Here is a 25,713-nt window from a genome sequence, read left to right as displayed (position 1 = left end):
GCGCGATAGGGGGAGCAGCGCGCCATGGCCGACCATGCCGTTTCGGACGATCCACAGGTGCAGGCGCAACTGGACCGGCTCTGGTCGCTTTCTCCGGGCGCGGATGTGCTAGGGCTGGAACGCATCACCCAGCTGCTGGATCGGCTGGGCAATCCGCATCGGTCGCTGCCCCCCGTCTTCCATGTCGCCGGTACCAATGGCAAGGGATCGACCTGCGCCTTCCTGCGCGCGGCGATGGAGGCGGACGGCAAAAGCGTCCATGTCTTCACCTCCCCCCATCTGGTTCGCTTCAATGAGCGTATCCGCATATCTGGCCAGCTGATTTCGGACGAGCAACTCGCTCGCTATCTGGAGCGGGTGCTCGATATCGCCGAAGGCGTGAACGCCAGTTTCTTCGAAGTGACGACGGCTGCCGCCTTCCTTGCCTTTGCAGAGCATGAAGCAGATGCCTGCATCATCGAAGTGGGCCTGGGCGGGCGGCTGGACGCCACCAACGTCATTGCCGATCCTGTCGTCTGCGGCATCGCCCAGCTTGGCATCGACCATCAGGCGTTCCTGGGCGACACGCTGGAAAAGATCGCGATGGAAAAGGCGGGCATCGCCAAGGCCAGCGCGCCTCTGGTGACGCAGCGCTACGCCGACTCGCTCATCCCCGTCATCATGGACGCGGTCGCCAGCGCATCCACCCGCTGGATCGGTCAGGGCGATGGGTGGGATGCCGCCGTCTATCGCGACCGCATTCATTATCGCGACGATCTGGGACGACTGGAAACGCCGCTGCCGCGCCTTGCCGGCGCGCATCAGGTGCAAAATGCCGCGCTCGCCTTTGCCATGTTGCGACATCAGAGCGCAGTGCCTTTGTCCGAAGCCGCACTCAAGGCCGCGCCGCTCTGGGCGCAGTGGCCCGCGCGGCTGCAACGGCTCGATCATGGCCCGCTGCTGCGATCCTTGCCGGAAGAGACCAGCGCCTGGCTCGATGGCGGCCATAATGCCGGTGCAGGCGAAGCGATCGGCGCCTTCTTCACCGATGAGCGGCTGGAGGGGCAGAAACTGCATCTCGTCATCGGCATGCTGGCGAACAAGGAAGTGGACGCTTTCCTCGCGCCCTTCGCGGGCAAGGTAGCCCACATACACGCGCTGCCGGTGCCCGGTCATGACCATCACCCACCCGAACGCTTCGCCGCCATCGCCGACAAATGGGGTATCGCCTGCTCTGCCCATCCGGATGTAAATCAGGCGATCGGCGCCGTGGCCGACGAATGCGCCTTCGCGGGCGACACCGCACCCAAGCTGCTGATCGGCGGCTCGCTCTATCTGGCCGGCGAAATTTTGCGACTGAACGATCAGTTGCCTGACTGATTATAGTTGCGACTAACTCGCAATAGCGTACCATGGCCTTCTCGGACCAATGTAGAAGGCGCGATTCTATGGCTTATGGAGAGACCTCCCCCCTCGACCTGCCCCGACCCATTCCGGGCGGCTATGGCAATCGCCTGTTCCTGTTCGTGATGCGCCGGATGGCGACCGCGGGCGTCAGTGACGCACATGCCGCCAACGCGATGCTGGGCGCGTTCGGACGCAGCTATCGCCGGCCGCTGGTGCTGATGCGGGCGATGATGCTGGAACTGGCCCGCGCGTCCAGCCGCAAGATTTTGGTCGCGCCCTGCTGCTGCGCCCGCATGACCGCAGACGAAGCGTTGATGATGCAGGCGACCGGTGCGGCGCTGCGCAATCCCAACGCCGCTTACGATCAGGTCAGCGAATTGCTGGGCAACGATCATGCGCTCGGAGCGCTGACCTGCCTGCAAGCGGTGGCGCAGGCGCATAGCGATCTGGGCCGGCCCTTGGACCTTTACGCGGGCGGCTGATCGCGCGCCGCCGTGCCGACACTGGCGTCGATCAGCCCAGCGCGCATCATCAGCCAGAAAAGCAAGATGCCGGGCACTGCCAGTGCGGTGGTGAACAGATAAAAATCGACATAGCCGAACCGCTCGATCAGGCCGCCCGCCGTCGTCCCGGTCAGGAAACGCCCGACGATGCTGGCAGCGGCAGAGATGAGCGCATATTGCGCCGCGGTGAAGCGCAGGTCGCAAAGGGCAGAAAAATAGGCGACGACGGTCACGCCGCCGATACCGCTGGCAAAATTTTCAAACCCGATTGCGCCGGCCATGCCCCAATTGCTCTTCCCCAGCGCGGCCAGCGCGGCGAAGCTGCAATTGGACACGCACATCAGGACCAGGCTGAACAGAACGGAACGCTTCATCCCCATGCGGGCGTAGAGGACGCCACCGACGAAAATGCCGATCAGATAGGTCCAAAATCCAATGCCCACATCATAGATGGCGATCTCGTCATTGGTGTAGCCCATATCGTCGAACAATAGTCGGAAGGTGAGGTTGGCCAACGTGTCGCCAATCTTGTGCAACAGGATGAACAGCAGGACCAAAAACGCGCCACGCCGGCGGAAAAACTCTACCAGCGGTCCGGCGATCGACTGCCAGACCTCAGCCATGCCGCGCCGTTCGATCGGATCGCGATGCCGTTCCGGCTCGCCCAGCAGCAAGCCGGTCAGCATGGCGGGCAATGCGAAGACGGCGCAGGCGAGATAAGCGCCCTGCCAGCCGATGCGCGACGCCAGCACCAGCGCCAATGCACCGGCCGCCACCGATCCGATGCGCCAGCCATATTGGGACATGCCCGACCCGACACCCAGTTGTTCCGGTTTCAGCGTCTCGATGCGATAGGCATCGATCACGATATCGAACGTCGCGCCGGCCACGCCAACCAGAATCGCGGCATAGGCGGTCTGGAGGAGGCCGGTCGAAGGATCAACCAGCGCCAGATTGGCGACGGCCGCCATGACCAGGATACCGGCAACCAGCAACCATGACACACGCTGTCCCAGCCGGCCGATCACCGGAAGCCGCACCCCGTCCACAATCCAGGCCCACAGCCATTTCAGATTATAGACAAGAAAAGCGAGGGTGAAGGCCGTCACCGCCTTCTTGTCGATACCGTCCTGTGCCAGGCGGGTGGTCAACGTCGCGCCGATCATCGCGTAGGGGAAACCGGACGACACCCCCAGGAAAAAGGCCGCGACCGGACCTTTTTGCACATAGGGCTTCACGGCATCCAGCCAGCTGTGGCTGCCCTGTGTGGCGTCGGTCATAAATGCGTGCGTCCCCAATGGCGTCTATTCGATGGCCACCATATGGCCAGATCGTCGCCAAGCAAGCCCGCTATGCGGCGATCAGCCCGGCAACTCGAACAGGCTGAGGCCCGGCGGCAGCTTCGGCCGCCTTGCGCCGCGCAGCAACGCATCGACCACGCCGATCGCGGCGATCAAATCGCGCGGGGCGTATGGCTTGGCAAGGCAACCGACCGCCAGCGTGCGCGCTTCCACCGGGCAGCGGCCCGTGACGAACAATACAGGCAGGCCTTGCAGCGCGGCATGGCGGGCGACGTCGATGCCGGTCTTTTCGCCGTGGATGGCGACATCGGCGATGACGAGGTCGACGCCCCCTTCGTCCATCACCCGGACGGCATGGTCATGGTCGTCGACCGTGGCGGCGATGCGATAGCCGGCCTGCGCCAGCGTATGCTCATTGTCGAAGGCAACGAGCGGCTCATCCTCTACCACCAATATGGTCCGGATCGCCTTGCGACGCTTCGAGATAGCGCCTCCCTCTTTCACCAGCCCGAAAAACATTTGCCGATCCGCCCTGATTCCGCCATGCACCCGAAGAAACGCCGCGCCCCCGCACCGGGTTGCCCGATGGACGGTCAGTCCCCCTCGCCCAAGCGCCGGAGCGGCACCATTCAGCCTGTTGCTGGCTTTCATCCCATATGGGAATAGCCAGTGCCCATGAAAAGGAATCCGCCGTTGCAACCGCCGAAAAAATCCGGACCACCCCGCAGGGGAGGACCAGGCGGTCCGAAACGCCCAACTGGCCCCGGTGGGGGCGGGCCAAGTCATGGACGTTCAGGTCCTCGCGCCGGCGGGTCTTCCGATCGTGGCGTGGGTCGTGCCGGTGAACGGGGCGATGCGAAGCCCCGTTTCTACAAGGGCGACGACAATCGTGCGGAACGCCCACGCGGCGAGCGTCCCGACCGGAGCAGCAGCGATGCCGGCGCACGTCCCGCCCGTGCAACAGGTCCGCGCGATGGTGCGGCCAGGCCGCGCGGTCCCCGTAGCGAAAGCGAACGGGGCGAACGCCCCCGGACCGAGCGTCCGCGCAGCGAACGCGCCAAGACCGAGCGGTCCGGCAGCGATGGTTTCCGCCCGAACGGCGTGCGGCAGGAACGGGCGCGCCCCGCCCGTCCCGACGGCCCACGCCAGGACCGTGGCCGGTCCGACCGTCCGCGTGACGACGCCGTCAAATCCTATCCGCCGCGTCGTCCGCGCGGAAAAGGGCCGACCCCGACCACCAACCCGCATCCCGCTCATGCCGCCGCCAGCGAGGGCAAGGGCGAGCCGCAGCGTATCGCCAAGCTGCTGGCCCGCGCCGGTGTTGCCTCCCGCCGCGAAATCGAGCGGATGATCGAGGAAGGCCGTGTAGCCAAGGACGGCGTGGTCATCGACACGCCCGCCACGCTGCTGACGTCGCTCTATGGCGTGACGGTCGATGACATCGCGGTCGCTGCGCCCGAACCTACGCGCCTGTTCCTGTTCCACAAGCCGACCGGCTATCTGACGACCGAGCGTGATCCTGCGGGCCGCCCGACCATCTACGACCGGCTGCCCGCCGATCTGCCGCGCGTCATGCCGATCGGCCGGCTGGACATGAATACAGAAGGGCTGTTGCTGCTGACCACCGACGGCGGCTTCAAGCGCGAAATGGAATTGCCCGCGACCGGCGTGCCGCGCACCTATCGCGCGCGTGCGTTCGGCGAGGTGAGCCAGCAGCAGCTGGAGGATCTGTTCGACGGGCTGGAAATTGACGGTATCCGCTATGGCCCGATCGAGGCGAATCTGGAACGGCGCACCGGGCGCAACCAGTGGATCGAAATGACCCTGACCGAAGGCAAGAACCGGGAGGTTCGCCGCGTGCTGGAGCATATGGACCTGAAGGTCAACCGCCTGATCCGCACCAGCTACGGCCCCTTTCATCTGGGCGAACTGCCGGTCGGCGCCGTCGAGGAAGTCCGCGAGCATGAACTGGCGCATTTTCGCAAGAGCTTGCGGGATGCGGGGAAGACGGCTGACAGAAAGGCAAAGCAGGACGGGGCTGACGGAGACGAGGACGCATGAGGATCATTTCGGGCCAATGGCGCGGCCGTCCCTTGACCGCGCCGAAGGGTGATGCGACCCGACCCACCGGCGACCGGACCCGTGAAACGCTATTTTCCATGCTGCTCAGCCGTATCGGATCGTTCGAGGGACTGACCGTGGGCGACTTTTTCGCCGGATCGGGCGCATTGGGGTTCGAAGCGCTGTCGCGCGGTGCCGCTTCCTGCCTGTTTGTCGAGCAGGACAAGCCAGCACTGGATGCGATCCGCGCAAACGGCGACCGTCTGGGCATTCGTCCGGACATCCGCGCTTCCAGCGTCTTGGCGCTGGGGTCAGCGCCTAAGCCGCTGGATCTCATATTCATGGACCCGCCTTATGGCACCGGCGCGGGTCAGGTGGCGCTCGATAAGCTCGCCCGTCTCGGCTGGACCAACCCCGCGAGCTGGATCAGCATCGAAACGGATCGCCGCGAAGATGTGGTGGTAAAGGGATTTGCCGTGGATGCCGTGCGCGATGTCGGCAAGGCGCGGATTACGCTGCTGCGATCGGAAGACTGAAGTCTGCACGCTCGCCATCAACGATACAGCGAGTTGGACAGCTATATGGCATTTTCAGCCGGCCGGGCGGCACTGATGGCCACCCGGCACGGCGCTGTTAGCCGCTGTTAGCGCTTGCGACCCTTGGGCGCTTCACCGCGATTGACGCAGCTGTCCTGCACAGTGCGGGTGCAAGTCGGATAGTCCTTCGCTTCCGTCGGCGCAGGCGTCATGTTGCCACCCACCGTTACCGGATTGGCCGATGAACCGACAGGCGCCGCCGGATCTTTCGGCACGCCAGCAGGCGCCGGCGCCATGCCCGGATCGGCCGGCACCGCCCCGGTCGGCTGGCCGGCGTTTGGATCGGCCTGTGGCGGCATAGGCGCAGCAGGCGTGGCGGGTGAGGCCGGCGCTGCTGGTGCAGCCGGAGCGACAGGGGCCGAAGGCGGCGTCGCAGCCGGATCTGCCGGCGCCGGCTCGGCCGGTGGCGTCATGGCGTCGGCAGGCGGCGGGCTGCTCTGAGCAGGCATATCCTGCGCGATAGCGGCACCTCCCGCCATGGTGAGGCTCAACATCGCAACGCCAGCAAGCATGATGGATTTCATCGGGATCATCCTTTCCTATTTTCTGTTCTTCGCCCCGTTCGGCGTAAAAACCGTAAGCATGACAGACCCGTTCCACCATGACGACGAAGCGGTGCATATACAGGATCGAATGAGCGGATTTTGCGGCCTATGGTCCTTCGGGATAGCGGGCGAACGACGGCAGGTCATGCGCCTTGTCCACCCAAGGCAAGGCTTCGGCCATCTGGATCTGCGCCTGGGGCGGCAAGGCATCGGGATCGTCCAGCGTCGCCGTCTGAATGTCGATCGCGCCGGGGAAGACCACCGGATTGGTGTAGAACAGGCCCGTGCCGCAAGTGCCACAGAAATGGCGCGTGGCATGTTCGGAGGATTGATACCGCACGACCTCCCCTTCGACCTTGACCGCCTCTTCCGGGAAGAGCGCCCAACCCACCATCGGCGCGCCCGTGCTGGCGCGGCAATCCTTGCAATGGCATAGCGCGCTATAGGCCGGATCGCCGGTCGCTTCGTAGCGGATTGCCCCGCATTGGCATCGTCCCGTCAGCATCGCCCCTTGCTCCCTTGCATGATTCGCCTTTTGTTCTCATAGAAGGGCCGTCGCTGCAAGAGGCCGTTCCCGTCGCGCCCCTTGCCCCTGCACCACCCCATGCCTAGTTGACCCATATGACCGTTCCTGCCCCCTCCCCCAATGATCCGCCCTATCTGGATGGGTTGAACCCGCCGCAGCGAGAAGCGGTGCTGACTACGGAGGGGCCGGTGCTGGTGCTGGCCGGTGCGGGCACGGGCAAGACGGCGGCGCTTACCGCACGGCTGGCGCATCTGATCGGCACGCGCCGCGCCTGGCCGTCCGAGATATTGGCCGTTACCTTCACCAACAAGGCGGCGCGGGAAATGCGCGCGCGGGTCGGCAGGATGATTGGCGATGCGGTGGAGGGCATGCCCTGGCTCGGCACCTTCCACGCCATCGCGGCCAAGATGCTGCGCCGACACGCCGAACTGGTGGGATTGCAATCCAATTTCACGATTCTCGACACCGACGACCAGTTGCGGTTGCTCAAGCAACTTGTGCAGGCGGAGGGGATCGACGAAAAGCGCTGGCCGGTGCGGCAACTGGCCGGCCTGATCGACCAGTGGAAGAATAAGGGCTGGACACCCGCCGACGTCGGCGCGGGTGAGGCGGAGGGCTATGCCAACGGCAAGGGGCAAACGCTCTATGCCGCCTATCAGGCCCGGCTGCGTGACGTAAATGCCTGCGATTTCGGTGACCTGTTGCTCCACACTCTCACCATTTTGAAGACGCATCGCGACGTGCTGGAGCAATATCAGCAGAAATTCCGCTACATCATGGTGGACGAATATCAAGACACCAACAGTAGCCAATATCTGTGGCTGCGGCTGCTGGCGCAGACGCGCAAGAATATCTGCTGCGTGGGCGACGACGATCAGTCGATTTATTCATGGCGCGGCGCAGAAGTCGCCAATATCCTGCGGTTCGAAAAGGATTTTCCCGGCGCAACCATCATCCGGCTGGAGCAGAATTATCGGTCCACTCCGCACATATTGGGTGCGGCGTCAGGGGTGATTGCGGAAAATGGCAATCGACTGGGCAAGACGCTGTGGACCGACATCGACGTCGGCGAAAAGGTGAAGGTCCTGGGCGTGTGGGACGGGCCGGAGGAAGCCCGGCGCGTCGGCGAGGAGATTGAAGCGGTCGAACGGAGCGGCGGCTCACTGGATGAGGTCGCGATCCTCGTCCGCGCCCAGCACCAGACCCGCGAATTCGAAGACCGTTTCATCCAGATCGGCCTGCCCTATCGTATCGTCGGCGGCTTCCGTTTCTACGAACGCGCCGAAATTCGCGATGCGCTGGCCTATTTGCGGCTGGTGAACCAGCCTGCCGACGACCTGGCGTTCGAACGGATCGTCAACGTGCCCAAGCGCGGCCTGGGCGACAAGGCGGTCGAGAAATTGCACCGGCTGGCGCGGGCGGAGGGCATCCCGTTGGCGTTGGCGGCGGCACGCATATTGGACACCGATGAACTGACGCCGCAGGCGCGTCGGTCGCTGGGCAATTTCATCGGCGATCTGGCGCGCTGGCGCGATCGGGCCGGGCAATTGCCCCATGCCGAACTGGCGCGGCAGATATTGGACGAGAGCGGCTATACCGCGATGTTGCAGGCCGAACGCACGACCGAGAGCGCCGGGCGGCTGGAAAACCTGTCCGAACTCGCCCGCGCGATGGAAGAATATGAAACGCTGGGCGCCTTCCTGGAGCATGTCTCCCTCGTGATGGATAATGAAGCGCAGGCGGACGAGCGCAAGATCACCATCATGACCATCCACGCCGCCAAGGGGCTGGAGTTCGACACGGTGTTCCTGGCTGGTTGGGAGGAGGGCATTTTTCCATCGCAGCGCGCGCTGGACGAAGGCGGTTTGAACAGCCTGGAGGAGGAACGCCGGCTCGCCTATGTGGCGATCACGCGGGCGCGCAGGCGCTGCACCATCCTGCACGCCGCCAATCGCCGCATCTACGGCCAGTGGACCAGCAGCATCCCGTCGCGATTCGTCGGCGAATTGCCGCCCGAACATGTCGAATCGGAAAGCAGCATGGCGGGCGGCGCGTCGCTTTGGCGGGCCAACTGGTCGGAACGGGACGATCCCTTCGCCAATGTCGCGCGCGGCAGCGGACGCGGCCCCGGCTGGCAGCGGGCGCAGTCCACCGGGCAGTTCAGCAAGGAACCGGTGCGGATCGTGGAGGCACGGGCATCGGCCGTATCGCTGGGCAATAAGGGGCGCAGCGACATGCGCTTGGGATTGCGCGTGTTCCACCAGAAATTCGGCTATGGCAGCGTCGCGGAGATCGAAGGCAACAAGCTGGAGATCGATTTCGAAACGGCCGGGCGCAAGCGCGTAATGGACAGTTTCGTTCAGCCGGCCTGAGGGCGGGACACTGACGGCGGTATCGATTGGGGCACGGCACAGATTTTGGCCGACAGGATAGCACTTACATCGTTGGCGAAAGCTTCGATGGTCGCCACTGTCGCCGGATCGCTGATCAGGCGCGGTTCGGGGTCGATCGCGCAGAGCGTGCCATAGAAGCTGCCGTCCGACAGGATGAGCGGGAACGAGGCGTAGCTTTTGAAGCCATAGAAGCGCGGCACCGGATGCCGTTGCCAGGCGATGTCGGCATCGACATGGTCGATCACCACATAATTTTCGGTCTGGCGGATATCGTTGCAGATGGTCATCTGCACCTCCAGCTCCGCGCCGGGTTCCAGCCCGAAGGCGATCTTGTCCAGCACCTGGCAGGCGATCCATCGATCCTCGGTCACCCGCGCAACGGCGGCAAAGCCCATCTGCGTGACCTGGCACAGGCGTGCCAATATCGCCCGGATCGTATCGTCATCGCCCTGCGCGGCGGCCTGAACGGCGAATTCATCTTTCATAGCAGCGGAATGGCAGGAAAGCGCGATGTTGACCAGTGGGGAGGATGTGGCGCGAGGAGAGAATTGCAGCGGCAATCGCGATGGCACCAGCCTGTGCTGCATATAGGATTAGATGAATATTGGTGGAGCCTAGCGGGATCGAACCGCTGACCTCCTGCATGCCATGCAGGCGCTCTCCCAGCTGAGCTAAGGCCCCATCCTGCGCGGCAAGGCCGTCGCATCATGGTCAGACCATGTCCGGCATTGCCGTCGGTCTTATATATAAACGCGAAGTCAGGGATAACTTCTCGTCTTTTCCCGCACTTGCGTCCGGGAATTTTCGGAAAAATGTCGCCCGGACATTTTTGGTCCCGAAAATTGGTGGAGCCTAGCGGGATCGAACCGCTGACCTCCTGCATGCCATGCAGGCGCTCTCCCAGCTGAGCTAAGGCCCCGTACCAGTGAGGCGCCGCTTGGGTTCGGCGCCTCGGAGGTCGCTGCCTCTAGGGTCGTGTGACCCCGTTGGCAAGCAGAAATTTCACTTAATTATCGTCGTTGTCGTCGTCACCGGCGGCATCGACGCCCAGGTCGTCGTCACCACCCAGATCGACGTCATTGTCCGGCGAATCGCCGTCGTCGTCGACGTCGATGTCCAGATCGTCGTCAGCCGTTTCCAGCTCGCCATCTGCGGTTTCGATCACCTTCTTGGGCGCCGCTTCCTCATAAGGCAGCGGCTGCTTCGATTTCAGCACCGGTTCCGGTTCCCAGGCACTGTTGCAGTTGATGCAGGTGACCGGATCGTCCTTGCCCAGGTCGTAGAAGCGAGTCGCGCATTTTGGGCAGGTCCGCTTCGTGCCCCATTCAGCCTTCACCATGTCCGGCCTGTTCCTTCTTCGATGCTTCAAACAGAAATCACGCGGCGCAACGCTTGTTGCCCGCGAAACGTCGGGCGCCTTGCCATAGCGGGATCGCGCTGTCAAAAGCCGCTCGCATTTTTTCGGTTCCAACACAATGGATACCCCGTGACCCAGCATGACGATCAACCCACCCCCCGCACCTTCTCCGCCGCGCCAGCCCTGGCGGGCAGCGTCACCGTGCCGGGCGACAAGAGCATTTCCCACCGGTCGCTGATGCTGTCGGCGCTGGCCGTGGGCGAAAGCCGGGTCGAAGGCCTGCTGGAGGGCGAGGATGTGCTGGCCACTGCCGCTGCCCTTCGCGCCATGGGCGCGACGATCGAACGCGACGGTGATGCTGTCTGGCATATCCATGGCGTGGGCGTCGGCGGCCTGCTCCAACCCGAAAACGCGCTGGACATGGGCAATAGCGGCACGTCGACGCGCCTGCTGATGGGCTTGCTCGCCAGCCATGACCTGACCGCGACCTTCGTGGGTGACGCTTCGCTGAGCAAGCGGCCGATGGCTCGCGTGACCGAACCGCTGTCGCGCACCGGCGCCAGCTTCACGGGCAGCCCCGGTGCCAATGGAAATATGACGCTGCCGCTGACGATGAAGGGCGCCTGCCCGGCCGTGCCGCTGGACTACGCTCTGCCCGTCGCATCGGCGCAGGTGAAGTCGGCGATCCTGCTGGCCGGACTGAATACGCCGGGCATCACCCGCGTCGTCGAGCCGATTCCGACCCGCGACCATAGCGAGCGGATGCTCAAGGGCTTCGGCGCGGACCTGACTGTCGAGGTGCAGGCGGACGGCACGCGCGTCATCACGCTGGTCGGCGAAGCGGAATTGCAGCCGCAGAATATCATCGTGCCGGGCGACCCATCCTCCGCCGCCTTCCCCATGGTTGCCGCGCTGCTGGTGCCGGGATCGCAGGTGACGATCGCCAATGTGGGCCTCAACGGCACGCGCGCGGGCCTGATCGACCTGCTGCGCGAGATGGGCGGGTCGATCGAGGTGGTGAACGCCCGCGAGGTGGGCGGCGAGCCGGTCGGCGACCTGATCGTCACGGCATCGGCCTTGAAGGGCGTCGAACCCGACCCCGCCCGCGCACCCAGCATGATCGACGAATATCCCGTCGCCTTCATCGCCGCCGCCTTCGCGCAGGGGCGCAGCATCTTTCGTGGGCTGGACGAACTGCGCGTCAAGGAATCCGACCGCATCGCCACCATGGCACAAGGACTGCGCGCCATCGGCGTAACGGTCGAGGAACTGGAAGACGGCATCATCATCGAGGGCAGCGGCGGCACGCTGCTGCCGGGGGGCGGCCCGATCGCCACCAAGCTCGATCATCGCATCGCGATGAGCTTCGCGGTCGCCGGTCTGGTGTCGAAGGACGGCGTGACCATCGACGATATGCGCCCGGTCGCCACCAGCTTCCCGACCTTCCTGCCCCTGCTCCAGTCGCTGGGCGCGATCGCATGATCATCGCCGTCGACGGCCCTGCCGCATCGGGCAAAGGCACCATCGCCAAGGCGCTGGGCCGCCATTATGGCCTGCCGGTGCTGGACACCGGCCTGCTCTACCGTGCGGTCGGCCTGTCCGTGCTGATGGCTGGCGGCGACCCGGATCTTGAGGCGGACGCGCTGGCCGCCGCCGGCTTTGGCGATCATATCCTGTCCGACCCGGCATTGCGCAGCGAAGCCGTCGGCAGCCTGGCATCGCGCGTGTCCGTGCATCAGAGCGTGCGCGATGCGCTGGTCAAACGGCAGCGCGACTTCGCGACGCAGCCGGGTGGCGCGATCCTGGACGGGCGCGACATCGGCACGGTCATCGCACCGGATGCCGACGCCAAGATCTTCGTCACCGCAAGCGTCCACATCCGGGCCGAACGCCGTTTCAGGGACGCGCTCAGCCATGGGGGCCATCCCGACATGGACAGCCTGATCGCCGACATTCAAGCCCGCGACACGCGCGACATGAGCCGCGATCATGCGCCCTTGAAGCAGGCCGATGGCGCGGACTTGCTAGATACGAGCGATTTGACTATAGACGCGGCCGTCCAGCGGGCCATCGCGCTTGTGGACGCTCAGCTTGAAGGTCGCTCCAACCAGTGACCCGACAAGGCGCGCGGCATTGCCGGGCGCCCTTTTCGCTTAACTCGTCTGCGCGTTTCACGGCCGTAACCCTTTGGATACGCGCCGGATATTCGGTCCTGCGCGTGGTTTGGCCAAAGACCATCGGATACAACCGATTGGCCAGCAATGATGAGTGAAGGACCAACCATGGCCTCTACGGCATTCCCCTCGCGCGACGATTTCGCCGCGCTTCTCAATGATTCTCTCGGTGGTGAAGACGGCGGCTTTGAAGGCCGCGTCGTCAAGGGCACCGTTACCGCCATCGAAAACGACCTGGCCGTCATCGACGTAGGCTTGAAGTCGGAAGGCCGCGTGCCGCTGCGCGAATTCGCCGCGCCGGGCCAGAAGGCTGACCTCAAGGTCGGCGACGAAGTCGAAGTCTATGTCGACCGCGTCGAAAACGCCCATGGCGAAGCCATGCTGTCGCGTGACCGCGCCCGCCGCGAAGCCGCCTGGGACAAGCTGGAAAGCGAGTTTACCGAGAGCGCCCGCGTCGAAGGCGTCATCTTCGGCCGCGTCAAGGGTGGCTTCACCGTCGACCTCGACGGCGCCGTGGCGTTCCTGCCCGGTTCGCAGGTCGATATCCGTCCCGTGCGCGACGTCACCCCGCTCATGGACATTCCGCAGCCCTTCCAGATCCTGAAGATGGATCGTCGTCGCGGCAACATCGTCGTGTCGCGTCGCGCCATCCTGGAAGAAACGCGCGCTGAACAGCGCAGCGGCCTCATCCAGACGCTGGCCGAAGGCCAGATCATCGAAGGCGTCGTCAAGAACATCACCGATTATGGTGCGTTCGTTGACCTGGGCGGCATCGATGGCCTGCTGCACGTCACCGACCTGTCGTACAAGCGCATCAACCACCCGAACGAGATGATCAACATCGGCGACACCGTCCGTGTCCAGATCATCCGCATCAACCGCGACACGCAGCGCATTTCGCTCGGCATGAAGCAGCTGGAAAGCGATCCGTGGGAAGGCGCCAGCGCCAAGTATCCCGTCGGCGCCAAGCTGTCGGGCCGCGTCACGAACATCACCGAATATGGTGCGTTCGTCGAACTGGAAGCCGGCATCGAAGGCCTGGTCCATGTTTCGGAAATGTCCTGGACCAAGAAGAACGTTCACCCCGGCAAGATCGTTTCGACCAGCCAGGAAGTCGAAGTTCTGGTCCTCGAAGTCGATCCCGAAAAGCGCCGCATCTCGCTCGGCCTCAAGCAGGCCCAGTCGAACCCGTGGGATTCGTTCGCCGAACGTCACCCGATCGGTTCCACCGTCGAAGGCGAAGTCAAGAATGCGACCGAATTCGGTCTGTTCATCGGCCTCGACGGCGACGTGGACGGCATGGTCCACATGTCGGACATCGCATGGGGCATTTCGGGCGAAGACGCGCTGGCGCTGCACCGCAAGGGCGAGGCCGTTCAGGCTGTCGTTCTCGACATCGACGTCGAGAAGGAACGCATCAGCCTGGGCATGAAGCAGCTTGAGCGTGGCGGCCCGGCCGCTGGTGGCACCGCTGCCGCGGCTGCCGGCCTCAACAAGAACTCGATCGTCACCGTGACGGTTCTTGAAGTCCGCGACGGCGGCCTGGAAGTCCAGGCTGGCGAAGACGGCGCTGCCGGCTTCATCAAGCGCAGCGATCTTGGCCGCGACCGTGACGAACAGCGTCCGGAACGCTTCCAGGTCGGCCAGAAGTTCGACGCCATGGTGACCGGTTTCGACCGCGCCAAGAAGCCGACCTTCTCGGTCAAGGCGATGCAGATCGCCGAAGAGAAGCAGGCTGTCGCACAATATGGCTCGTCCGACAGCGGCGCGTCGCTGGGCGACATTCTGGGCGAAGCGCTCAAGGCGAAGACGGAAGGCTAAGTCTTCTTTCGCTACTGAAGAAAAATGGCCCGCCGGATATATGTCCGGCGGGCTTTTTCATGCCCTGACAAGATCTTTCTTATGTAAACGTAACGATCGCCTTGTTGCCCGATTGTCAACGCCTTGCGGATTCTCTATGACATAGCAGGGGCACAGCAGAGGGGCGCTGGAGATCCAATGATCCGTTCGGAACTGATCCAGAAACTGGCCGAGGAAAATCCTGGCCTGAGCTTGCCGGAAGTAGAAAAGATCGTCGATCTTTTCTTCCGGGAGATTGTCGATCGACTGTCCACGGGCGGTCGGGTCGAATTGCGCGGTTTCGGTGCATTCACCACCCGCGCACGCGACGCCCGAACCGGACGCAACCCGCGCACCGGCGAACAGGTGCCGGTGGATGCCAAGCGCGTCCCCTATTTCAAGCCGGGCAAGGAAATGCGCGAACGGCTGAACGGCAAGGACGCCTGAGTCGGGCATAGACGATTGCTGAACGCGATCGGGCAGCGCTCGATCGCTCTTGACCTGCCGCCCGCCAGCCGCCACTGAGGCGCTGCCTGGCGACGAAGCCATGCGGACGTGGCGAAATCGGTAGACGCAGCGGACTTAAAATCCGCCTTCCCCTGGAAATGCGGGTTCAAGTCCCGCCGTCCGCACCAGCAAAGATGACAAGCTTTTTCCTGCCAAAGGACTGGCTATTGCGACCAGTTGCCGCGATGATGCCCATATGGCCGGTGCGATCAATCCCAACAGCTTCAGCGACTCCCTCGTCATCCTGGGCGCGGCCGGGCTTGTCATTCCCGGATTTGCCCGTTTCCGCATCAGTCCGGTCATCGGCTTCATCCTGGTCGGGCTGGCCGTAGGCCCCGCAGGGCTGGGATCGCTGGTCGATCAATATCCCTGGCTCTACCATGTGACCATATCCAACCGGGCGGCGATTGAGCCATTTGCGGAATTGGGCGTCATATTGTTGCTCTTCTCCATCGGACTGGAGCTGAGTTTCCGGCGATTATGGACGATGCGTACGCAAGTATTCGGCGTCGGTGCCGCAGAGTTGATCGGCGGCGCGCTGCTGATTGCCATGGGCCTTTATTTCCTGGGCCAACCGACCGCCGGCGCCATCGGCCTTGGCCTGGCGCTGGCCCTTTCCTCCACCGCCGTCGTGCTGCCGATGGTCGGCACGCAAAGCGCGGTCGGCCGCGCCGCCTTTTCCATGCTGCTGTTCGAAGATCTGGCTCTGGTGCCGATCATCTTCATGCTCGGCGCGCTTGCGCCCTCCGTCGCCGCCAGTCCTGATGGCGCATGGGGCGAAATGGCCAATACGCTGATGAAGGGTGGCATCACCATCGCCGCCATGCTGGTGCTGGGCCGCGTTTTCCTGCCGCATATGTTCAGCCAGGCCGCGCGTACCAAAAGCCCGGAAGTCTTTCTGGCCGCCAGCCTGCTGGTGGTCATCGTGTCCAGCCTGGCGACGTCGATCGCTGGCCTGTCGCCGATCGTGGGTGCCCTGCTGGCCGGTCTGCTGATCGCCGAGACGGACTATCATGGCGAGGTCGAGGTGATGACCGCCCCGTTCAAGGGGCTGGCGCTGGGCGTGTTCCTGATCACCGTGGGGATGAGCTTGGACATTCGCGTCATCCTGGCCAACTGGCCCAGCCTGATGATGGCGGTGGTCGGCGTGGTATTGGCCAAGACGCTGGTGACCGGCGCCCTCCTCTACTTCTCCGGCGCGCGAAAGGGCGTGGCGCTGGAGGTCGGCGTGCTCATGTCCAGCCCGTCGGAAACCACGCTGATCGTGCTGTCCGCGGCCGCAGCGGCGCAACTGATCCTTCCCTCCACAGCCGCCTTCTGGCAGATCGTGACCGCCATCGGCCTTACCATCACGCCGCTGCTGGCGCGGATCGGCCATGACATCGCCCGCCGGCTCGAAACCGCCCTGGGTGAGGAGACGATCGAAGCGACGGAAGACCATACCGAAGCCGCCGCGGTCATCATCGGCTTCGGCCGGGTCGGGCGCATGGTGTGCGACCTGCTCAAGACGCACAAGCAGCGCTTCATCGTCGTCGAATCGGACCCCGATGTCGTCGCGGATGCGCGGCGAATGGGCTATCCGATCCTTTTCGGCGACGTGGCGCGCGCGGAAATGCTCGATCGGCTGAGGCTGGGCCATGCCCGTGCGCTGATCCTGACCATGGACGACCCGGTATTGTCCGTGCGCGTGACCAGGCGGGTGCGCGGATGGGTGCCTGATCTGCCGATCATCGCGCGCGCGCGCGATACCGATCATGCCGCGCAACTCTACAAGGCCGGCGCCAGCGACGCGGTGCCCGAAACGCTCGAAAGCTCGCTGCAACTGGCGGAAACTGCCCTGGTGGACCTGGGAGTGGCGATGGGGCCTGTGATCGCGTCGATCCATCAGACGCGCGAGGACCTGCGCGTGGGCATCAAGGAAGCGGCACAGATGGAAACCGCGCCCAAGCTGCGCCGGTTGCGACAGGATGAAGTGTCTTAATCCCCTTCCTGCGGCGGGCTGAACACCGACCAGCCCGTCCGCCGCGCCAGCAGTTCCAGCGCCTGCGTGCCCAATTGGCTGTTGCCGCTGGCGTTGAGGCCCGGCGACCAGACCGCGATCGAGGCACGGCCCGGCACGATCGCCAATATGCCGCCCCCCACGCCCGACTTGCCGGGAATGCCCACGCGAAAGGCAAAGTCGCCCGACGCATCATAATGGCCGCAGGTCAGCATCAGCGCATTGATACGCCGCGCGCGGCTGGGCGACACCACCCTGCCCCCGTCGGGATGCCGCCCGTCCAGCATCAGATAGCGGCCGGCAAGCGCCAGTTGCCGGCAATTCATCTCGATCGCGCATTGGTGGAAATAGCTGCCCAGCACCAGATCGACGGGATGCCGCACATTGTCGAACGCGCGCATATAGTTGGCGAGCGCGATGTTGCGAAAGCCCGTCGCAGTTTCCGATGCGGCGACATCCTCGTTGATCGCGATGCTGTCGTCACCGGTCAGGTATCGCATGAACCGCAGCATCTCGCCAATCGCCACGCGCGGCTGATGCCCGCCAAGGTTGACGTCCGACACGACGATGGCGCCGGCGTTGATGAAGGGATTGCGCGGGATGCCTTCCTCCCGTTCCAGCTGCGTGATGGAATTGAAGGCATTGCCCGAAGGCTCCCTGCCTACCCGATCCCATAGCTGATCGCCGACCTTGCCAAGCGCCAGCGTGAGCGCGAACACCTTGGATATGGACTGGATCGAAAAGCCCGTGTCCGCGTCGCCGCCGGCCAGGATACGCCCGTCCGCCGTGGCGATCGCAATGCCGAATTGCGCCGGATCGACCTTCGCCAGTTCGGGGATATAGCTGGCGACCTGCCCGCGATCCTCGGCCTTCGCCGATTCAGATAGGATGTCGGAAAGGATGGCGGGCAAATCGATGATCATGGCGCGACCCTAGCCCAGGTCACGCGCTCAATCGAGACGGCGATTGACCTCACCGATGCGGGCCCGCACGTCGCGCAGCAGGGCGTCGAAGGACGACACTTGATGCGCGCCATAACGCGCTGCCGTGATATCGACGTTGCCCTTCCGCCAATAACCGTCCGGGCAGAAGATGATGAGTTTTCCCGATCGCGCATGCAGCCCCATTTCGAGCAGACTGACCGGACTTTGCGATCCAGGTACGAAATAGAGGATGATGATGTCCGCACTATCCAGCGCGGCCAGTTCCCATTCCACCTGTTGTCGAAAATGAGGGTCGCTCGCTTCGGGCTTCCACGCCGGATTCCAGTCCGGACGGCGGGGGTTGAGGATCGTCACGCGCTCTCCAGCCAGCGCGGCGATCATGTCTTGCTGCCAGTCGCGCGCCTTACCCATGTCGATGCTGCCGCCCAGAAACAGACGGGCGCTGTCATGCGCAGCCGGCAGCGGCTGGGGCGAGGTGACGGTCACCGCATCGGCCGCCCGTACAGCCATAGGCGTCACCAGCAACAGCGCGGTCAGGAAAAAACGCAACATGGCGACAGGCGGCGTCATGAACCGACGCCGCCCCGATCCGTTCAGGCAGGCACGCTGGCGAGCGCGGCCTTCACCGCGTCGATCGCGCCCTGCGCCTTGTCGCCGTCGGGACCACCGCCCTGCGCCATGTCGGGACGGCCGCCGCCGCCCTTGCCGCCCAGCGCTTCCACGCCGACGCGGACCAGATCGACCGCACTGATGCTGGCGACCAGATCGTCGGTCACGCCCACCGCGATGGTAGCGCGGCCTTCGACCACGGCCAGCACGGCTGATACGCCGCTGCCCAGCAGCTTCTTGTTGCCGTCCACGATGCCGCGCAATTCCTTGGGGTCGAGGCCCTCGATAACCTGGCCGAGGAAATCGACGTTGCCAATCTTTTCAGGACCAGCGGCCTGCGCAGAGCCGCCGCCGCCCAGCGCCAGCGCCTTCTTCGCGTCGGCAAGCTCGCGTTCCAGCTTGCGGCTCTGTTCGACCAGCGCGACGATCCGCGCGGGCACGTCGTCGGGCGAAGTCTTGAGCGCAGCCGCCGTCTGGCGCAGCTTGTCGTCACGGTCGATCAGCCAGAGGCGCGCGGCTTCGCCGGTCAGCGCCTCGATCCGGCGGACACCGCTGGACACGGCGCTCTCCGCCACGATCTTGAACAAGGCGATGTCGCCCGTCGCGCGGACATGGGTGCCGCCGCACAGTTCGACCGAATAGTTGTTGCCGCCCGGTTCGCCCGGCACGCCCATCGACAGGACGCGAACCTCGTCGCCATACTTCTCACCGAACAGCGCCATCGCACCCGCCGAAATGGCGTCGTCCGGGGTCATGAGGCGGGTCGTGACCTCCTCATTATGGCGGATCTGCGCGTTCACATCCGCTTCGACCTTCGCGATCTGCGCATGGGTCAGGGCTTCGGGGTGCGAGAAGTCGAAGCGCAGGCGCTCTGCCGCTACCATGCTGCCCTTCTGCGTCACATGCCCGCCCAGTTCCTTGCGAAGCGCGGCGTGCAGCAGATGGGTGGCGCTATGGTTGGCGCGGATGCGGTCGCGACGTTCGACATCGACGGTCAGGTTGACCGTATCGCCGATCTTGACGCTACCGGCGCCGATCGTCGCCTGATGCGCGTGCAGACGGCCCAGAGGCTTCGACGTATCCGCCACGTCTGCGGACAGGCCGCCCAGCGAACTGATCGTACCCGCGTCGCCATTCTGGCCGCCGCTTTCGCCGTAAAAAGGCGTCTGGTTGGTGATGATAGCCACCCTGTCGCCGACGGTGGCGCTGTCCACGCGGACGCCATCCTTGACGATGGCCAGCACTTCGCCTTCGCCCTTGGTGGAGGCGTAACCGACAAATTCGGTGCTGCCCAGCGTTTCGGCTATATCATACCAGATTTCGTCCGACGCCTTTTCGCCCGATCCCTTCCACGCGGCGCGCGCGGCGGCCTTCTGTTCCGCCATCGCGGCGTCGAATCCGGCGCGATCGACGGACAGGCCCTGCGTGCGCAGCGCATCTTCGGTCAGGTCATAGGGGAAGCCATATGTGTCATAGAGCTTGAACGCGGTTTCGCCCGGCAGGGACGCGCCTTCGGACAGGCCAGTGGTTGCTTCATCCAGCAGGCGCAGGCCGTTTTCCAGCGTCTTGCGGAACCGGGTTTCCTCACGCAGCAGCGTTTCCTCGATCAACGGCTGGGCGCGGACCAGTTCGGGGAAGGCCCCGCCCATTTCGGAGACGAGGCTGGATACGAGACGATACATCAGCGGATCTTTCGCCCCGATGATGTGCGCGTGACGCATGGCGCGGCGCATGATCCGGCGCAGCACATAGCCGCGCCCTTCGCTGGCGGGCAGCACGCCGTCGGCGATCAGGAAGCTGGTCGAACGCAGATGATCGGCGATGACGCGATGGCTGGCCTGAAATTCGCCATCGGTGGCGGTGCGGGTGATCGCGGCGGATTCCTCGATCAGCGCCTTGAACGTGTCGGTATCGTAATTGTTGTGGACGCCCTGCATGACGGCCGCGATCCGTTCCAGACCCATGCCGGTGTCGATGGACGGCTTGGGCAGTTCGCTGACGATCTCGTTGGCTTCCTGCTCATATTGCATGAAGACGAGGTTCCAGATTTCCACGAACCGGTCGCCATCTTCCTCCGGCGATCCCGGAGGGCCACCCCAGATATGATCGCCATGGTCGTAGAAGATTTCCGAGCAGGGACCGCACGGACCGCTATCGCCCATGGCCCAGAAATTATCCTTGGTCGGGATGCGGATGATCTTGTGATCGGGAAGCCCTGCGATCTTCTTCCACAGGTCGAACGCCTCATCGTCCGTGTGATAGACGGTCGCGGTCAGCTTGTCCGCGGGCAGGCCCCACTCCTTGGTCAGCAAGGTCCAGGCGTGGGTGATCGCCTGTTCCTTGAAATAATCGCCGAAGCTGAAATTCCCCAGCATTTCGAAGAAAGTGTGGTGCCGCGCGGTATAGCCGACATTGTCGAGGTCATTGTGCTTGCCGCCGGCGCGGACTGACTTCTGGCTCGACGTCGCGGTCTTGTAGGGGCGCGTTTCCAGGCCCGTGAAGACATTCTTGAACGGCACCATACCGGCGTTCACGAACATCAGCGTCGGGTCATTGTGCGGCACCAGCGGCGCGGACGGAACGATGGTGTGGCCGTTGCCCCCGAAATAGTCGAGGAAAGAGCGGCGAATGTCGTTTGTCGAGGTCATGCGCGCGATTTAGTGGGAAGCGGCCCGCCGCACAAGCGGGGGATTTGGTCGTTTAGCTTGCGCCGCCGTTATTCATGTCGTCGTCCCGGACATGGTCCGGGACGACAAGGGGCATTATCCCATCGGTTCCTCGATCGATACCGGCGGCTTGGAAAACCACGCCGGCCCTCCTGCTGTCATGTGAAAGCAGTCTTCCATGCGGATGCCCATGGTGCCGGGCAGATATAATCCCGGTTCGTTGGAAAAGCACATGCCCACATCCAGCCTGGTGGTTTCGCCATGGACGAGGTTGACCGGTTCATGCCCTTCCATGCCGATGCCATGGCCGGTGCGGTGGGACAGGCCGGGCAGTGCATAGCCGGGGCCATAGCCTTGCTTTTCATAATAGCCGCGCACCGCATCATCGACCGAACCGGCGGGGGTACCGAGTTTCGCGGCGGCGAAGGCGATCTTTTGCCCCTGCGACACGTCATTCCACACCTTGCGCTGCTGCGCGCTGGGGGCCGCGCCATAAACGAAAGTGCGGCTGATATCGGACTGATAATCCTCGACCGTGCAGCCGCAGTCCATCAGCACCACCTCCCCTGCCTTCACCGCCTGTGGCTTGCCTGATCCGTGCGGATAGGCGGCCGCTTCGCCAAGCAGGATCAGGTTGAACTCCACCTGCCCGCCTAACTGCTTGGTCGCCGCGCTCATCAGCGCGCCGATGTCGGCGGGGGTCATGCCGGCCTTCACCTGGGGATAGGTCCAGCGGTAGGCGGCCATGGTGACGTCCGAAGCCGTCTGCATCAGGGCGATTTCCGCCGTCGTCTTGCGCATGCGGATGGCGCGGGTGACGGGGTCTTTGACAAGCTTTGCGGCGGGCAGCGCGGTCTTGAGACCATCGACCGCGAAATAGCGGACCGTTTCCTCAATGCCGATGCGCCCCTTCGCCAGCCCCCTGGCGGTCAGGAAGTCGGCGATCGGGGCGTAGGGGCTTTCATGCTCCTGCCAGACGCGGACCTCTGCGGGGATGGCGAGCGACTCGTCGATCGAGGGCTTTTCGAAAAAGGGACAGACGACCAGAGGCGTGCCGCTGGCCGGGATGACCAGCGCGGTCAGGCGTTCGCTGCGGTGCCAGCGAATACCGCTATAGTAAATCAGGCTCGCGCCCGGTTCGACCAGCAGGGCGTCGATACTGGCCGCCTGCATCATCGACTGCGCGCGGGCAAGGCGATCGGCGCGTTCGGCCCTGCCGATCGGCGCGACGCCGCCGGTCAGAGAGTTGAGCGCCTCGGCCGCTTTCTCCTGCGCAAAGAGGCGCGGGCCGACAAGCGATGTGGCGATCCCGGCAGCGGCGTAGCGCAGCAATGTGCGGCGATCAGGCGTAGGCATATTTGCCTCCCGTCTTGAGGGCGGCCTGATAGGCCGGCCGGCCGTGCATATCGCTTAGCCAACGCATGATGTTCGGGCGCGATTCGCCGAGCCCGCCGCGCGCACGGGACGCCTCCAGCGGAAAACTCATCATCATGTCGGCGGCGGTAAAGTCGTCGCCCGCGAAATAGCGGCGCCCCGCCAGTTCGCTTTCCAGCCAGTCGAGATGATCGTCCAGCATGCGCTGCACCGTCGGGCGCGCGGGACGACCGAGCAGGCCAAGCTTGCCGACGATGAGCAGCGCCAGCAGCGGTGGCATCATCGACCCTTCGGCATAATGGAGAAACTGGCGGTAGAGGATAGCGCCCTGCGCGCCGGCGGGCGGTCCAAAGCGGTTGCCGGACCGGGTGACCAGATAGTCCATGATCGCGCCGGTTTCGATCAGGCGATGGCCATCCACCTCCACCACCGGCGACCGACCGAGAGGATGGATCGCGCGCAGGCTTTCGGGCGCGCGCATCGTCTTGCGGTCGCGTTCATAGCGTCGGACTTCATAGGGTTCGCCCAGTTCCTCCAGCAGCCAGAGGATGCGTTGCGACCGGCTGTTGTTCAGATGATGGACGATGATGGTCATGGCGTGGCCTTCCATACTGCGCGCCCGACAGGGCTAACGCAGCAGAGGAGGATTGCCAAGGCGCCCCTGTTCCCCGGCGCAGGCCGGGGTCCAGAGGCGTCGATCGCGGCGTTTCGAAAACTGGCCCCCGGCCTGCGCCGGGGAACCGTCAGTTACGCGACTTCCAGCGCCTCCGCCTTCTGCTCCGCGCGGAAGGCGTGGAGCAGGGGTTCGGTATAACCGCTGGGCTGCTCGACGCCCTCGAACACCAGAGCGCGTGCCGCCTGATAGGCCAGGCTCTCCGCCTCCCGGCCGCTCATAGGCTGATACAGCGGGTCGCCTGCATTCTGCGCATCGACCTTGGCGGCCATGCGGCCGAGCGCGGCATCGACCTGTTGTGCAGTACAGACGCCATGCAACAGCCAGTTGGCCATATGCTGCGAGGAAATGCGCAGCGTCGCGCGGTCCTCCATCAGGCCGATGTCGTGGATGTCGGGCACCTTGGAACAGCCGACCCCCTGATCGACCCAGCGGACGACATAGCCCAATATGCCCTGCGCATTATTGTCCAGTTCCTGCGCGATCTCCTCGTCCGAGAAGTTGCGGCCGACCGCGACCGGGATAGTCAGCAGCTTGTCGAGCGGCGCGATCCCTTCCGCCTTGCGCTCCTCCTGACGAGCGAAGACGTCGATGCGGTGATAATGTGTCGCATGCAGCGTCGCGGCTGTCGGTGAAGGCACCCAGGCGGTGTTGGCGCCGCTTCTGGGATGACCTGCCTTTTGCTCCAGCATGTCCGCCATGCGGTCCGGCGCGGCCCACATGCCCTTGCCGATCTGCGCCCGGCCACTGAGGCCGCAGGCCAGGCCGATCTGGACGTTGCGATCCTCGTACGCCATGATCCAGTCGCTGCTCTTCATCTCGCCCTTGCGGATCATCGGACCGGCCTGCATCGACGTGTGCATCTCATCCCCCGTACGGTCGAGGAACCCCGTGTTGATGAAGACGATGCGATCGCGAACCGCTTCGATACAGGCGGCCAGGTTCGCGGATGTGCGGCGTTCTTCATCCATGACGCCGACCTTGATCGTATGGCGCATCATGCCCAGCATATCCTCGATCGCGTCGAACAGGCGATTGGCGAAGCCGGCCTCTTCGGGACCATGCATCTTGGGCTTGACGATATAGACGCTACCCGCCCGGCTGTTGCCACCGTCGCGCTTCAGGTCGTGGATCGCGATGAGGCTGGTGACGATGCCGTCCAATATGCCCTCCGGCGCCTCCTCCCCATTGGGCAGGCGGATCGCCGGATTGGTCATCAGATGGCCGACATTGCGGACGAACAGCAGGCTGCGCCCCGGCAGGGTGAAGCTGCTGCCATCCGGCGCGGTGTAAGCGCGATCGGGATTGAGGGCACGGGTCATCGTCGCCCCGCCCTTTTCGAACGTCTCGGTCAGGTCGCCCTGCATCAGGCCCAGCCAGTTGGCATAGGCAGCCACCTTGTCCGCCGCATCGACGGCGGCGACGCTATCCTCCAGATCGCAGATGGCGGTCAGCGCGGATTCGAGGATGACGTCGGATATACCGGCCGGATCGGTCGCGCCGATGGGATGCGAACGGTCGAAGATGATTTCGATATGCAGGCCATTATGGCGGAACAGCTTGCCCTTTTCGCTCGCGCCGACATATTGCGAGGGATCAGCCAGGATGATGTCATCGCTTCCCAGATCCGCCCAGCTGCCGTCCGCCAGCGGAATGGCGTCGTCCAGGAACGCTTTGGCCCATGCGATGACCTGCGCGCCCCGCGCGGCGTCATAGCCTTTCCCTGACGCCGTACCGGGAATGGCGTCCGTGCCGTAGAGCGCGTCATAGAGGGTTCCCCAGCGCGCGTTGGCGGCGTTCAGCAGAAAGCGGGCGTTGAGGATCGGGACGACCAGTTGCGGACCGGCCAGCCGCGCAACCTCGTCATCGACATGCTCGCTGCCGATGGTGAAGGGTGCCGGTTCGGGGACCAGATAACCGATCTCACGCAGGAACGCCTGATAGGCCTGGCCGTCATGCGGCTGGCCCCGGCGCTGTTCGTGCCAGCTGTCGATCTGCGCCTGCAATGTGTCGCGCTTGCGCAGCAGGGCGGCGTTGTCCGGCGCGAAACGCGCGAAGATATCCGCGGCGCCGGTCCAGAAGGCATCGGGCGAAATGCCCGTGCCGGGCAACGCGCGGTTGTCGATGAAATCGGCCAGCGCCGGCGCGACCTGAAGGCCGGCCTTTTCGATCATGCGGTCTGTCATGGGTCCACTCCTTGATTACCCGCCTTTTAGACCTTTCCAATTATGCGGTGTAGGCGCTATTATTCGAAGACAGT

22 protein-coding genes and 3 tRNA genes are annotated in these 25,713 nt (G+C 64.2%); 11 read left to right on the top strand and 14 right to left on the bottom strand.

Going from position 1 to position 25,713, the window contains the following annotated elements:
• Positions 1-24: 24 nt before the first annotated feature.
• Positions 25-1,359 carry a bifunctional folylpolyglutamate synthase/dihydrofolate synthase gene (locus tag AC07UX_RS03430; RefSeq protein ID WP_495190590.1) on the top strand — a complete coding sequence of 445 codons (1,335 nt, stop codon included), beginning with the start codon at positions 25-27 and terminating at the stop codon, positions 1,357-1,359.
• 68 nt (positions 1,360-1,427) lie between these two features.
• A complete protein-coding gene (locus AC07UX_RS03425) occupies positions 1,428-1,868 on the top strand; it encodes a DUF6628 family protein (RefSeq protein ID WP_495190589.1) in 441 nt (146 codons plus the stop codon).
• Here the strand turns inward: AC07UX_RS03425 and AC07UX_RS03420 are convergent.
• Positions 1,853-3,169, bottom strand: coding sequence for an AmpG family muropeptide MFS transporter (locus AC07UX_RS03420; RefSeq protein ID WP_495190588.1), 1,317 nt, complete (start codon positions 3,167-3,169; stop codon positions 1,853-1,855). The two genes, AC07UX_RS03425 and AC07UX_RS03420, sit on opposite strands and share 16 nt — an antisense overlap.
• Positions 3,170-3,250: 81 nt before the next feature.
• Positions 3,251-3,709, bottom strand: coding sequence for a response regulator (locus AC07UX_RS03415; protein ID WP_495190587.1), 459 nt, complete (start codon positions 3,707-3,709; stop codon positions 3,251-3,253).
• 156 nt (positions 3,710-3,865) lie between these two features.
• On the opposite strand from AC07UX_RS03415, the gene AC07UX_RS03410 reads away from it, so the two are divergent.
• Together AC07UX_RS03410 and rsmD are read left to right on the top strand one after the other, a co-directional pair.
• Entirely contained in the window at positions 3,866-5,251 is a 1,386-nt protein-coding gene (locus AC07UX_RS03410) for a pseudouridine synthase (RefSeq protein WP_495190586.1), read from the top strand.
• Complete coding sequence (rsmD, locus tag AC07UX_RS03405) at positions 5,248-5,787, top strand: 16S rRNA (guanine(966)-N(2))-methyltransferase RsmD (RefSeq protein WP_495190585.1); 540 nt, start codon at positions 5,248-5,250, stop codon at positions 5,785-5,787. The genes AC07UX_RS03410 and rsmD overlap by 4 nt, the downstream gene beginning before the upstream one ends.
• 107 nt (positions 5,788-5,894) lie before the next feature.
• Here rsmD and AC07UX_RS03400 read toward each other — a convergent pair whose 3' ends face one another.
• Positions 5,895-6,371 carry a Fe-S oxidoreductase gene (locus AC07UX_RS03400; protein ID WP_495190584.1) on the bottom strand — a complete coding sequence of 159 codons (477 nt, stop codon included), beginning with the start codon at positions 6,369-6,371 and terminating at the stop codon, positions 5,895-5,897.
• 127 nt (positions 6,372-6,498) lie between these two features.
• A complete protein-coding gene (locus tag AC07UX_RS03395; protein ID WP_495190583.1) occupies positions 6,499-6,897 on the bottom strand; it encodes a GFA family protein in 399 nt (132 codons plus the stop codon).
• A gap of 116 nt (positions 6,898-7,013) precedes the next feature.
• Here AC07UX_RS03395 and AC07UX_RS03390 point away from each other — a divergent pair, with 116 nt between their 5' ends.
• Entirely contained in the window at positions 7,014-9,290 is a 2,277-nt protein-coding gene (locus AC07UX_RS03390) for an ATP-dependent helicase (protein ID WP_495190582.1), read from the top strand.
• Here the strand turns inward: AC07UX_RS03390 and AC07UX_RS03385 are convergent.
• The 4 genes from AC07UX_RS03385 to AC07UX_RS03370 all read right to left on the bottom strand — a co-directional run bounded on the left by AC07UX_RS03385 (position 9,278) and on the right by AC07UX_RS03370 (position 10,650).
• Complete coding sequence (locus AC07UX_RS03385) at positions 9,278-9,796, bottom strand: GAF domain-containing protein (RefSeq protein WP_495190581.1); 519 nt, start codon at positions 9,794-9,796, stop codon at positions 9,278-9,280. The two genes, AC07UX_RS03390 and AC07UX_RS03385, sit on opposite strands and share 13 nt — an antisense overlap.
• Before the next feature lie 120 nt (positions 9,797-9,916).
• A tRNA-Ala gene (locus AC07UX_RS03380) sits at positions 9,917-9,992 on the bottom strand.
• A 162-nt stretch (positions 9,993-10,154) separates the two neighbouring features.
• Positions 10,155-10,230: transfer RNA gene (locus AC07UX_RS03375), tRNA-Ala, on the bottom strand.
• Between the two features lie 87 nt (positions 10,231-10,317).
• A complete protein-coding gene (locus AC07UX_RS03370; protein ID WP_093084864.1) occupies positions 10,318-10,650 on the bottom strand; it encodes a TIGR02300 family protein in 333 nt (110 codons plus the stop codon).
• Between the two features lie 147 nt (positions 10,651-10,797).
• Between AC07UX_RS03370 and aroA the strand changes: the two genes are divergently transcribed.
• The 6 genes from aroA (at position 10,798) to AC07UX_RS03340 (ending at position 17,169) form a co-directional block, all read left to right on the top strand.
• Entirely contained in the window at positions 10,798-12,150 is a 1,353-nt protein-coding gene (aroA, locus tag AC07UX_RS03365) for a 3-phosphoshikimate 1-carboxyvinyltransferase (RefSeq protein WP_495190580.1), read from the top strand.
• A complete protein-coding gene (locus AC07UX_RS03360) occupies positions 12,147-12,782 on the top strand; it encodes a (d)CMP kinase (protein WP_495190579.1) in 636 nt (211 codons plus the stop codon). Before aroA ends, AC07UX_RS03360 begins: the two co-directional genes overlap by 4 nt.
• A 168-nt stretch (positions 12,783-12,950) precedes the next feature.
• Positions 12,951-14,663: a 30S ribosomal protein S1 gene (rpsA, locus tag AC07UX_RS03355; protein ID WP_120249754.1), complete on the top strand. Its 1,713-nt coding sequence runs from the start codon at positions 12,951-12,953 to the stop codon at positions 14,661-14,663.
• Positions 14,664-14,840: 177 nt separating this feature from the next.
• Complete coding sequence (gene ihfB, locus AC07UX_RS03350) at positions 14,841-15,128, top strand: integration host factor subunit beta (RefSeq protein ID WP_120249753.1); 288 nt, start codon at positions 14,841-14,843, stop codon at positions 15,126-15,128.
• Between the two features lie 102 nt (positions 15,129-15,230).
• A tRNA-Leu gene (locus AC07UX_RS03345) sits at positions 15,231-15,316 on the top strand.
• Between the two features lie 68 nt (positions 15,317-15,384).
• Positions 15,385-17,169, top strand: a complete 1,785-nt coding sequence (locus AC07UX_RS03340) for a cation:proton antiporter domain-containing protein (protein ID WP_495190578.1) — start codon at positions 15,385-15,387, stop codon at positions 17,167-17,169.
• On the opposite strand, the gene AC07UX_RS03335 is transcribed toward AC07UX_RS03340, so the two are convergent.
• The 6 genes from AC07UX_RS03335 to AC07UX_RS03310 all read right to left on the bottom strand — a co-directional run bounded on the left by AC07UX_RS03335 (position 17,166) and on the right by AC07UX_RS03310 (position 25,639).
• Positions 17,166-18,110 carry a glutaminase gene (locus AC07UX_RS03335; protein ID WP_495190577.1) on the bottom strand — a complete coding sequence of 315 codons (945 nt, stop codon included), beginning with the start codon at positions 18,108-18,110 and terminating at the stop codon, positions 17,166-17,168. The two genes, AC07UX_RS03340 and AC07UX_RS03335, sit on opposite strands and share 4 nt — an antisense overlap.
• Before the next feature lie 27 nt (positions 18,111-18,137).
• Complete coding sequence (locus tag AC07UX_RS03330) at positions 18,138-18,701, bottom strand: nucleoside 2-deoxyribosyltransferase domain-containing protein (RefSeq protein WP_495190576.1); 564 nt, start codon at positions 18,699-18,701, stop codon at positions 18,138-18,140.
• A 23-nt stretch (positions 18,702-18,724) separates the two neighbouring features.
• The gene (alaS, locus tag AC07UX_RS03325; RefSeq protein ID WP_495190575.1) at positions 18,725-21,388 is read right to left on the bottom strand and encodes an alanine--tRNA ligase; all 2,664 of its coding nucleotides are present in this window, start codon (positions 21,386-21,388) and stop codon (positions 18,725-18,727) included.
• A 114-nt stretch (positions 21,389-21,502) separates the two neighbouring features.
• Positions 21,503-22,762, bottom strand: coding sequence for a M24 family metallopeptidase (locus tag AC07UX_RS03320; RefSeq protein WP_495190574.1), 1,260 nt, complete (start codon positions 22,760-22,762; stop codon positions 21,503-21,505).
• A complete protein-coding gene (locus AC07UX_RS03315; protein WP_495190573.1) occupies positions 22,749-23,375 on the bottom strand; it encodes a glutathione S-transferase family protein in 627 nt (208 codons plus the stop codon). The genes AC07UX_RS03320 and AC07UX_RS03315 overlap by 14 nt, the downstream gene beginning before the upstream one ends.
• A gap of 152 nt (positions 23,376-23,527) precedes the next feature.
• Complete coding sequence (locus AC07UX_RS03310) at positions 23,528-25,639, bottom strand: malate synthase G (protein WP_495190572.1); 2,112 nt, start codon at positions 25,637-25,639, stop codon at positions 23,528-23,530.
• Positions 25,640-25,713 lie beyond the last annotated feature (74 nt).

The sequence above is a fragment of the Sphingobium sp. GW821-FHT02B05 genome (genome assembly GCF_059421905.1).
The sequence above is the reverse complement of the archived record's forward strand: the minus strand, read 5'-3'. Positions and strand labels throughout refer to the sequence as shown.

Excerpts from the sequence above, each read along its gene's own strand:
- AC07UX_RS03430 (WP_495190590.1), top strand. The coding sequence starts at position 25 with ATGGCCGACCATGCCGTTTCGGACGATCCACAGGTGCAGGCGCAACTG.
- AC07UX_RS03425 (WP_495190589.1), top strand. The coding sequence starts at position 1,428 with ATGGCTTATGGAGAGACCTCCCCCCTCGACCTGCCCCGACCCATTCCG.
- AC07UX_RS03420 (WP_495190588.1), bottom strand. The coding sequence starts at position 3,169 with ATGACCGACGCCACACAGGGCAGCCACAGCTGGCTGGATGCCGTGAAG.
- AC07UX_RS03415 (WP_495190587.1), bottom strand. The coding sequence starts at position 3,709 with ATGTTTTTCGGGCTGGTGAAAGAGGGAGGCGCTATCTCGAAGCGTCGC.
- AC07UX_RS03410 (WP_495190586.1), top strand. The coding sequence starts at position 3,866 with ATGAAAAGGAATCCGCCGTTGCAACCGCCGAAAAAATCCGGACCACCC.
- rsmD (WP_495190585.1), top strand. The coding sequence starts at position 5,248 with ATGAGGATCATTTCGGGCCAATGGCGCGGCCGTCCCTTGACCGCGCCG.
- AC07UX_RS03400 (WP_495190584.1), bottom strand. The coding sequence starts at position 6,371 with ATGAAATCCATCATGCTTGCTGGCGTTGCGATGTTGAGCCTCACCATG.
- AC07UX_RS03395 (WP_495190583.1), bottom strand. The coding sequence starts at position 6,897 with ATGCTGACGGGACGATGCCAATGCGGGGCAATCCGCTACGAAGCGACC.
- AC07UX_RS03390 (WP_495190582.1), top strand. The coding sequence starts at position 7,014 with ATGACCGTTCCTGCCCCCTCCCCCAATGATCCGCCCTATCTGGATGGG.
- AC07UX_RS03385 (WP_495190581.1), bottom strand. The coding sequence starts at position 9,796 with ATGAAAGATGAATTCGCCGTTCAGGCCGCCGCGCAGGGCGATGACGAT.
- AC07UX_RS03370 (WP_093084864.1), bottom strand. The coding sequence starts at position 10,650 with ATGGTGAAGGCTGAATGGGGCACGAAGCGGACCTGCCCAAAATGCGCG.
- AC07UX_RS03360 (WP_495190579.1), top strand. The coding sequence starts at position 12,147 with ATGATCATCGCCGTCGACGGCCCTGCCGCATCGGGCAAAGGCACCATC.
- rpsA (WP_120249754.1), top strand. The coding sequence starts at position 12,951 with ATGGCCTCTACGGCATTCCCCTCGCGCGACGATTTCGCCGCGCTTCTC.
- ihfB (WP_120249753.1), top strand. The coding sequence starts at position 14,841 with ATGATCCGTTCGGAACTGATCCAGAAACTGGCCGAGGAAAATCCTGGC.
- AC07UX_RS03340 (WP_495190578.1), top strand. The coding sequence starts at position 15,385 with ATGGCCGGTGCGATCAATCCCAACAGCTTCAGCGACTCCCTCGTCATC.
- AC07UX_RS03335 (WP_495190577.1), bottom strand. The coding sequence starts at position 18,110 with ATGATCATCGATTTGCCCGCCATCCTTTCCGACATCCTATCTGAATCG.
- AC07UX_RS03330 (WP_495190576.1), bottom strand. The coding sequence starts at position 18,701 with ATGACGCCGCCTGTCGCCATGTTGCGTTTTTTCCTGACCGCGCTGTTG.
- alaS (WP_495190575.1), bottom strand. The coding sequence starts at position 21,388 with ATGACCTCGACAAACGACATTCGCCGCTCTTTCCTCGACTATTTCGGG.
- AC07UX_RS03320 (WP_495190574.1), bottom strand. The coding sequence starts at position 22,762 with ATGCCTACGCCTGATCGCCGCACATTGCTGCGCTACGCCGCTGCCGGG.
- AC07UX_RS03315 (WP_495190573.1), bottom strand. The coding sequence starts at position 23,375 with ATGACCATCATCGTCCATCATCTGAACAACAGCCGGTCGCAACGCATC.
- AC07UX_RS03310 (WP_495190572.1), bottom strand. The coding sequence starts at position 25,639 with ATGACAGACCGCATGATCGAAAAGGCCGGCCTTCAGGTCGCGCCGGCG.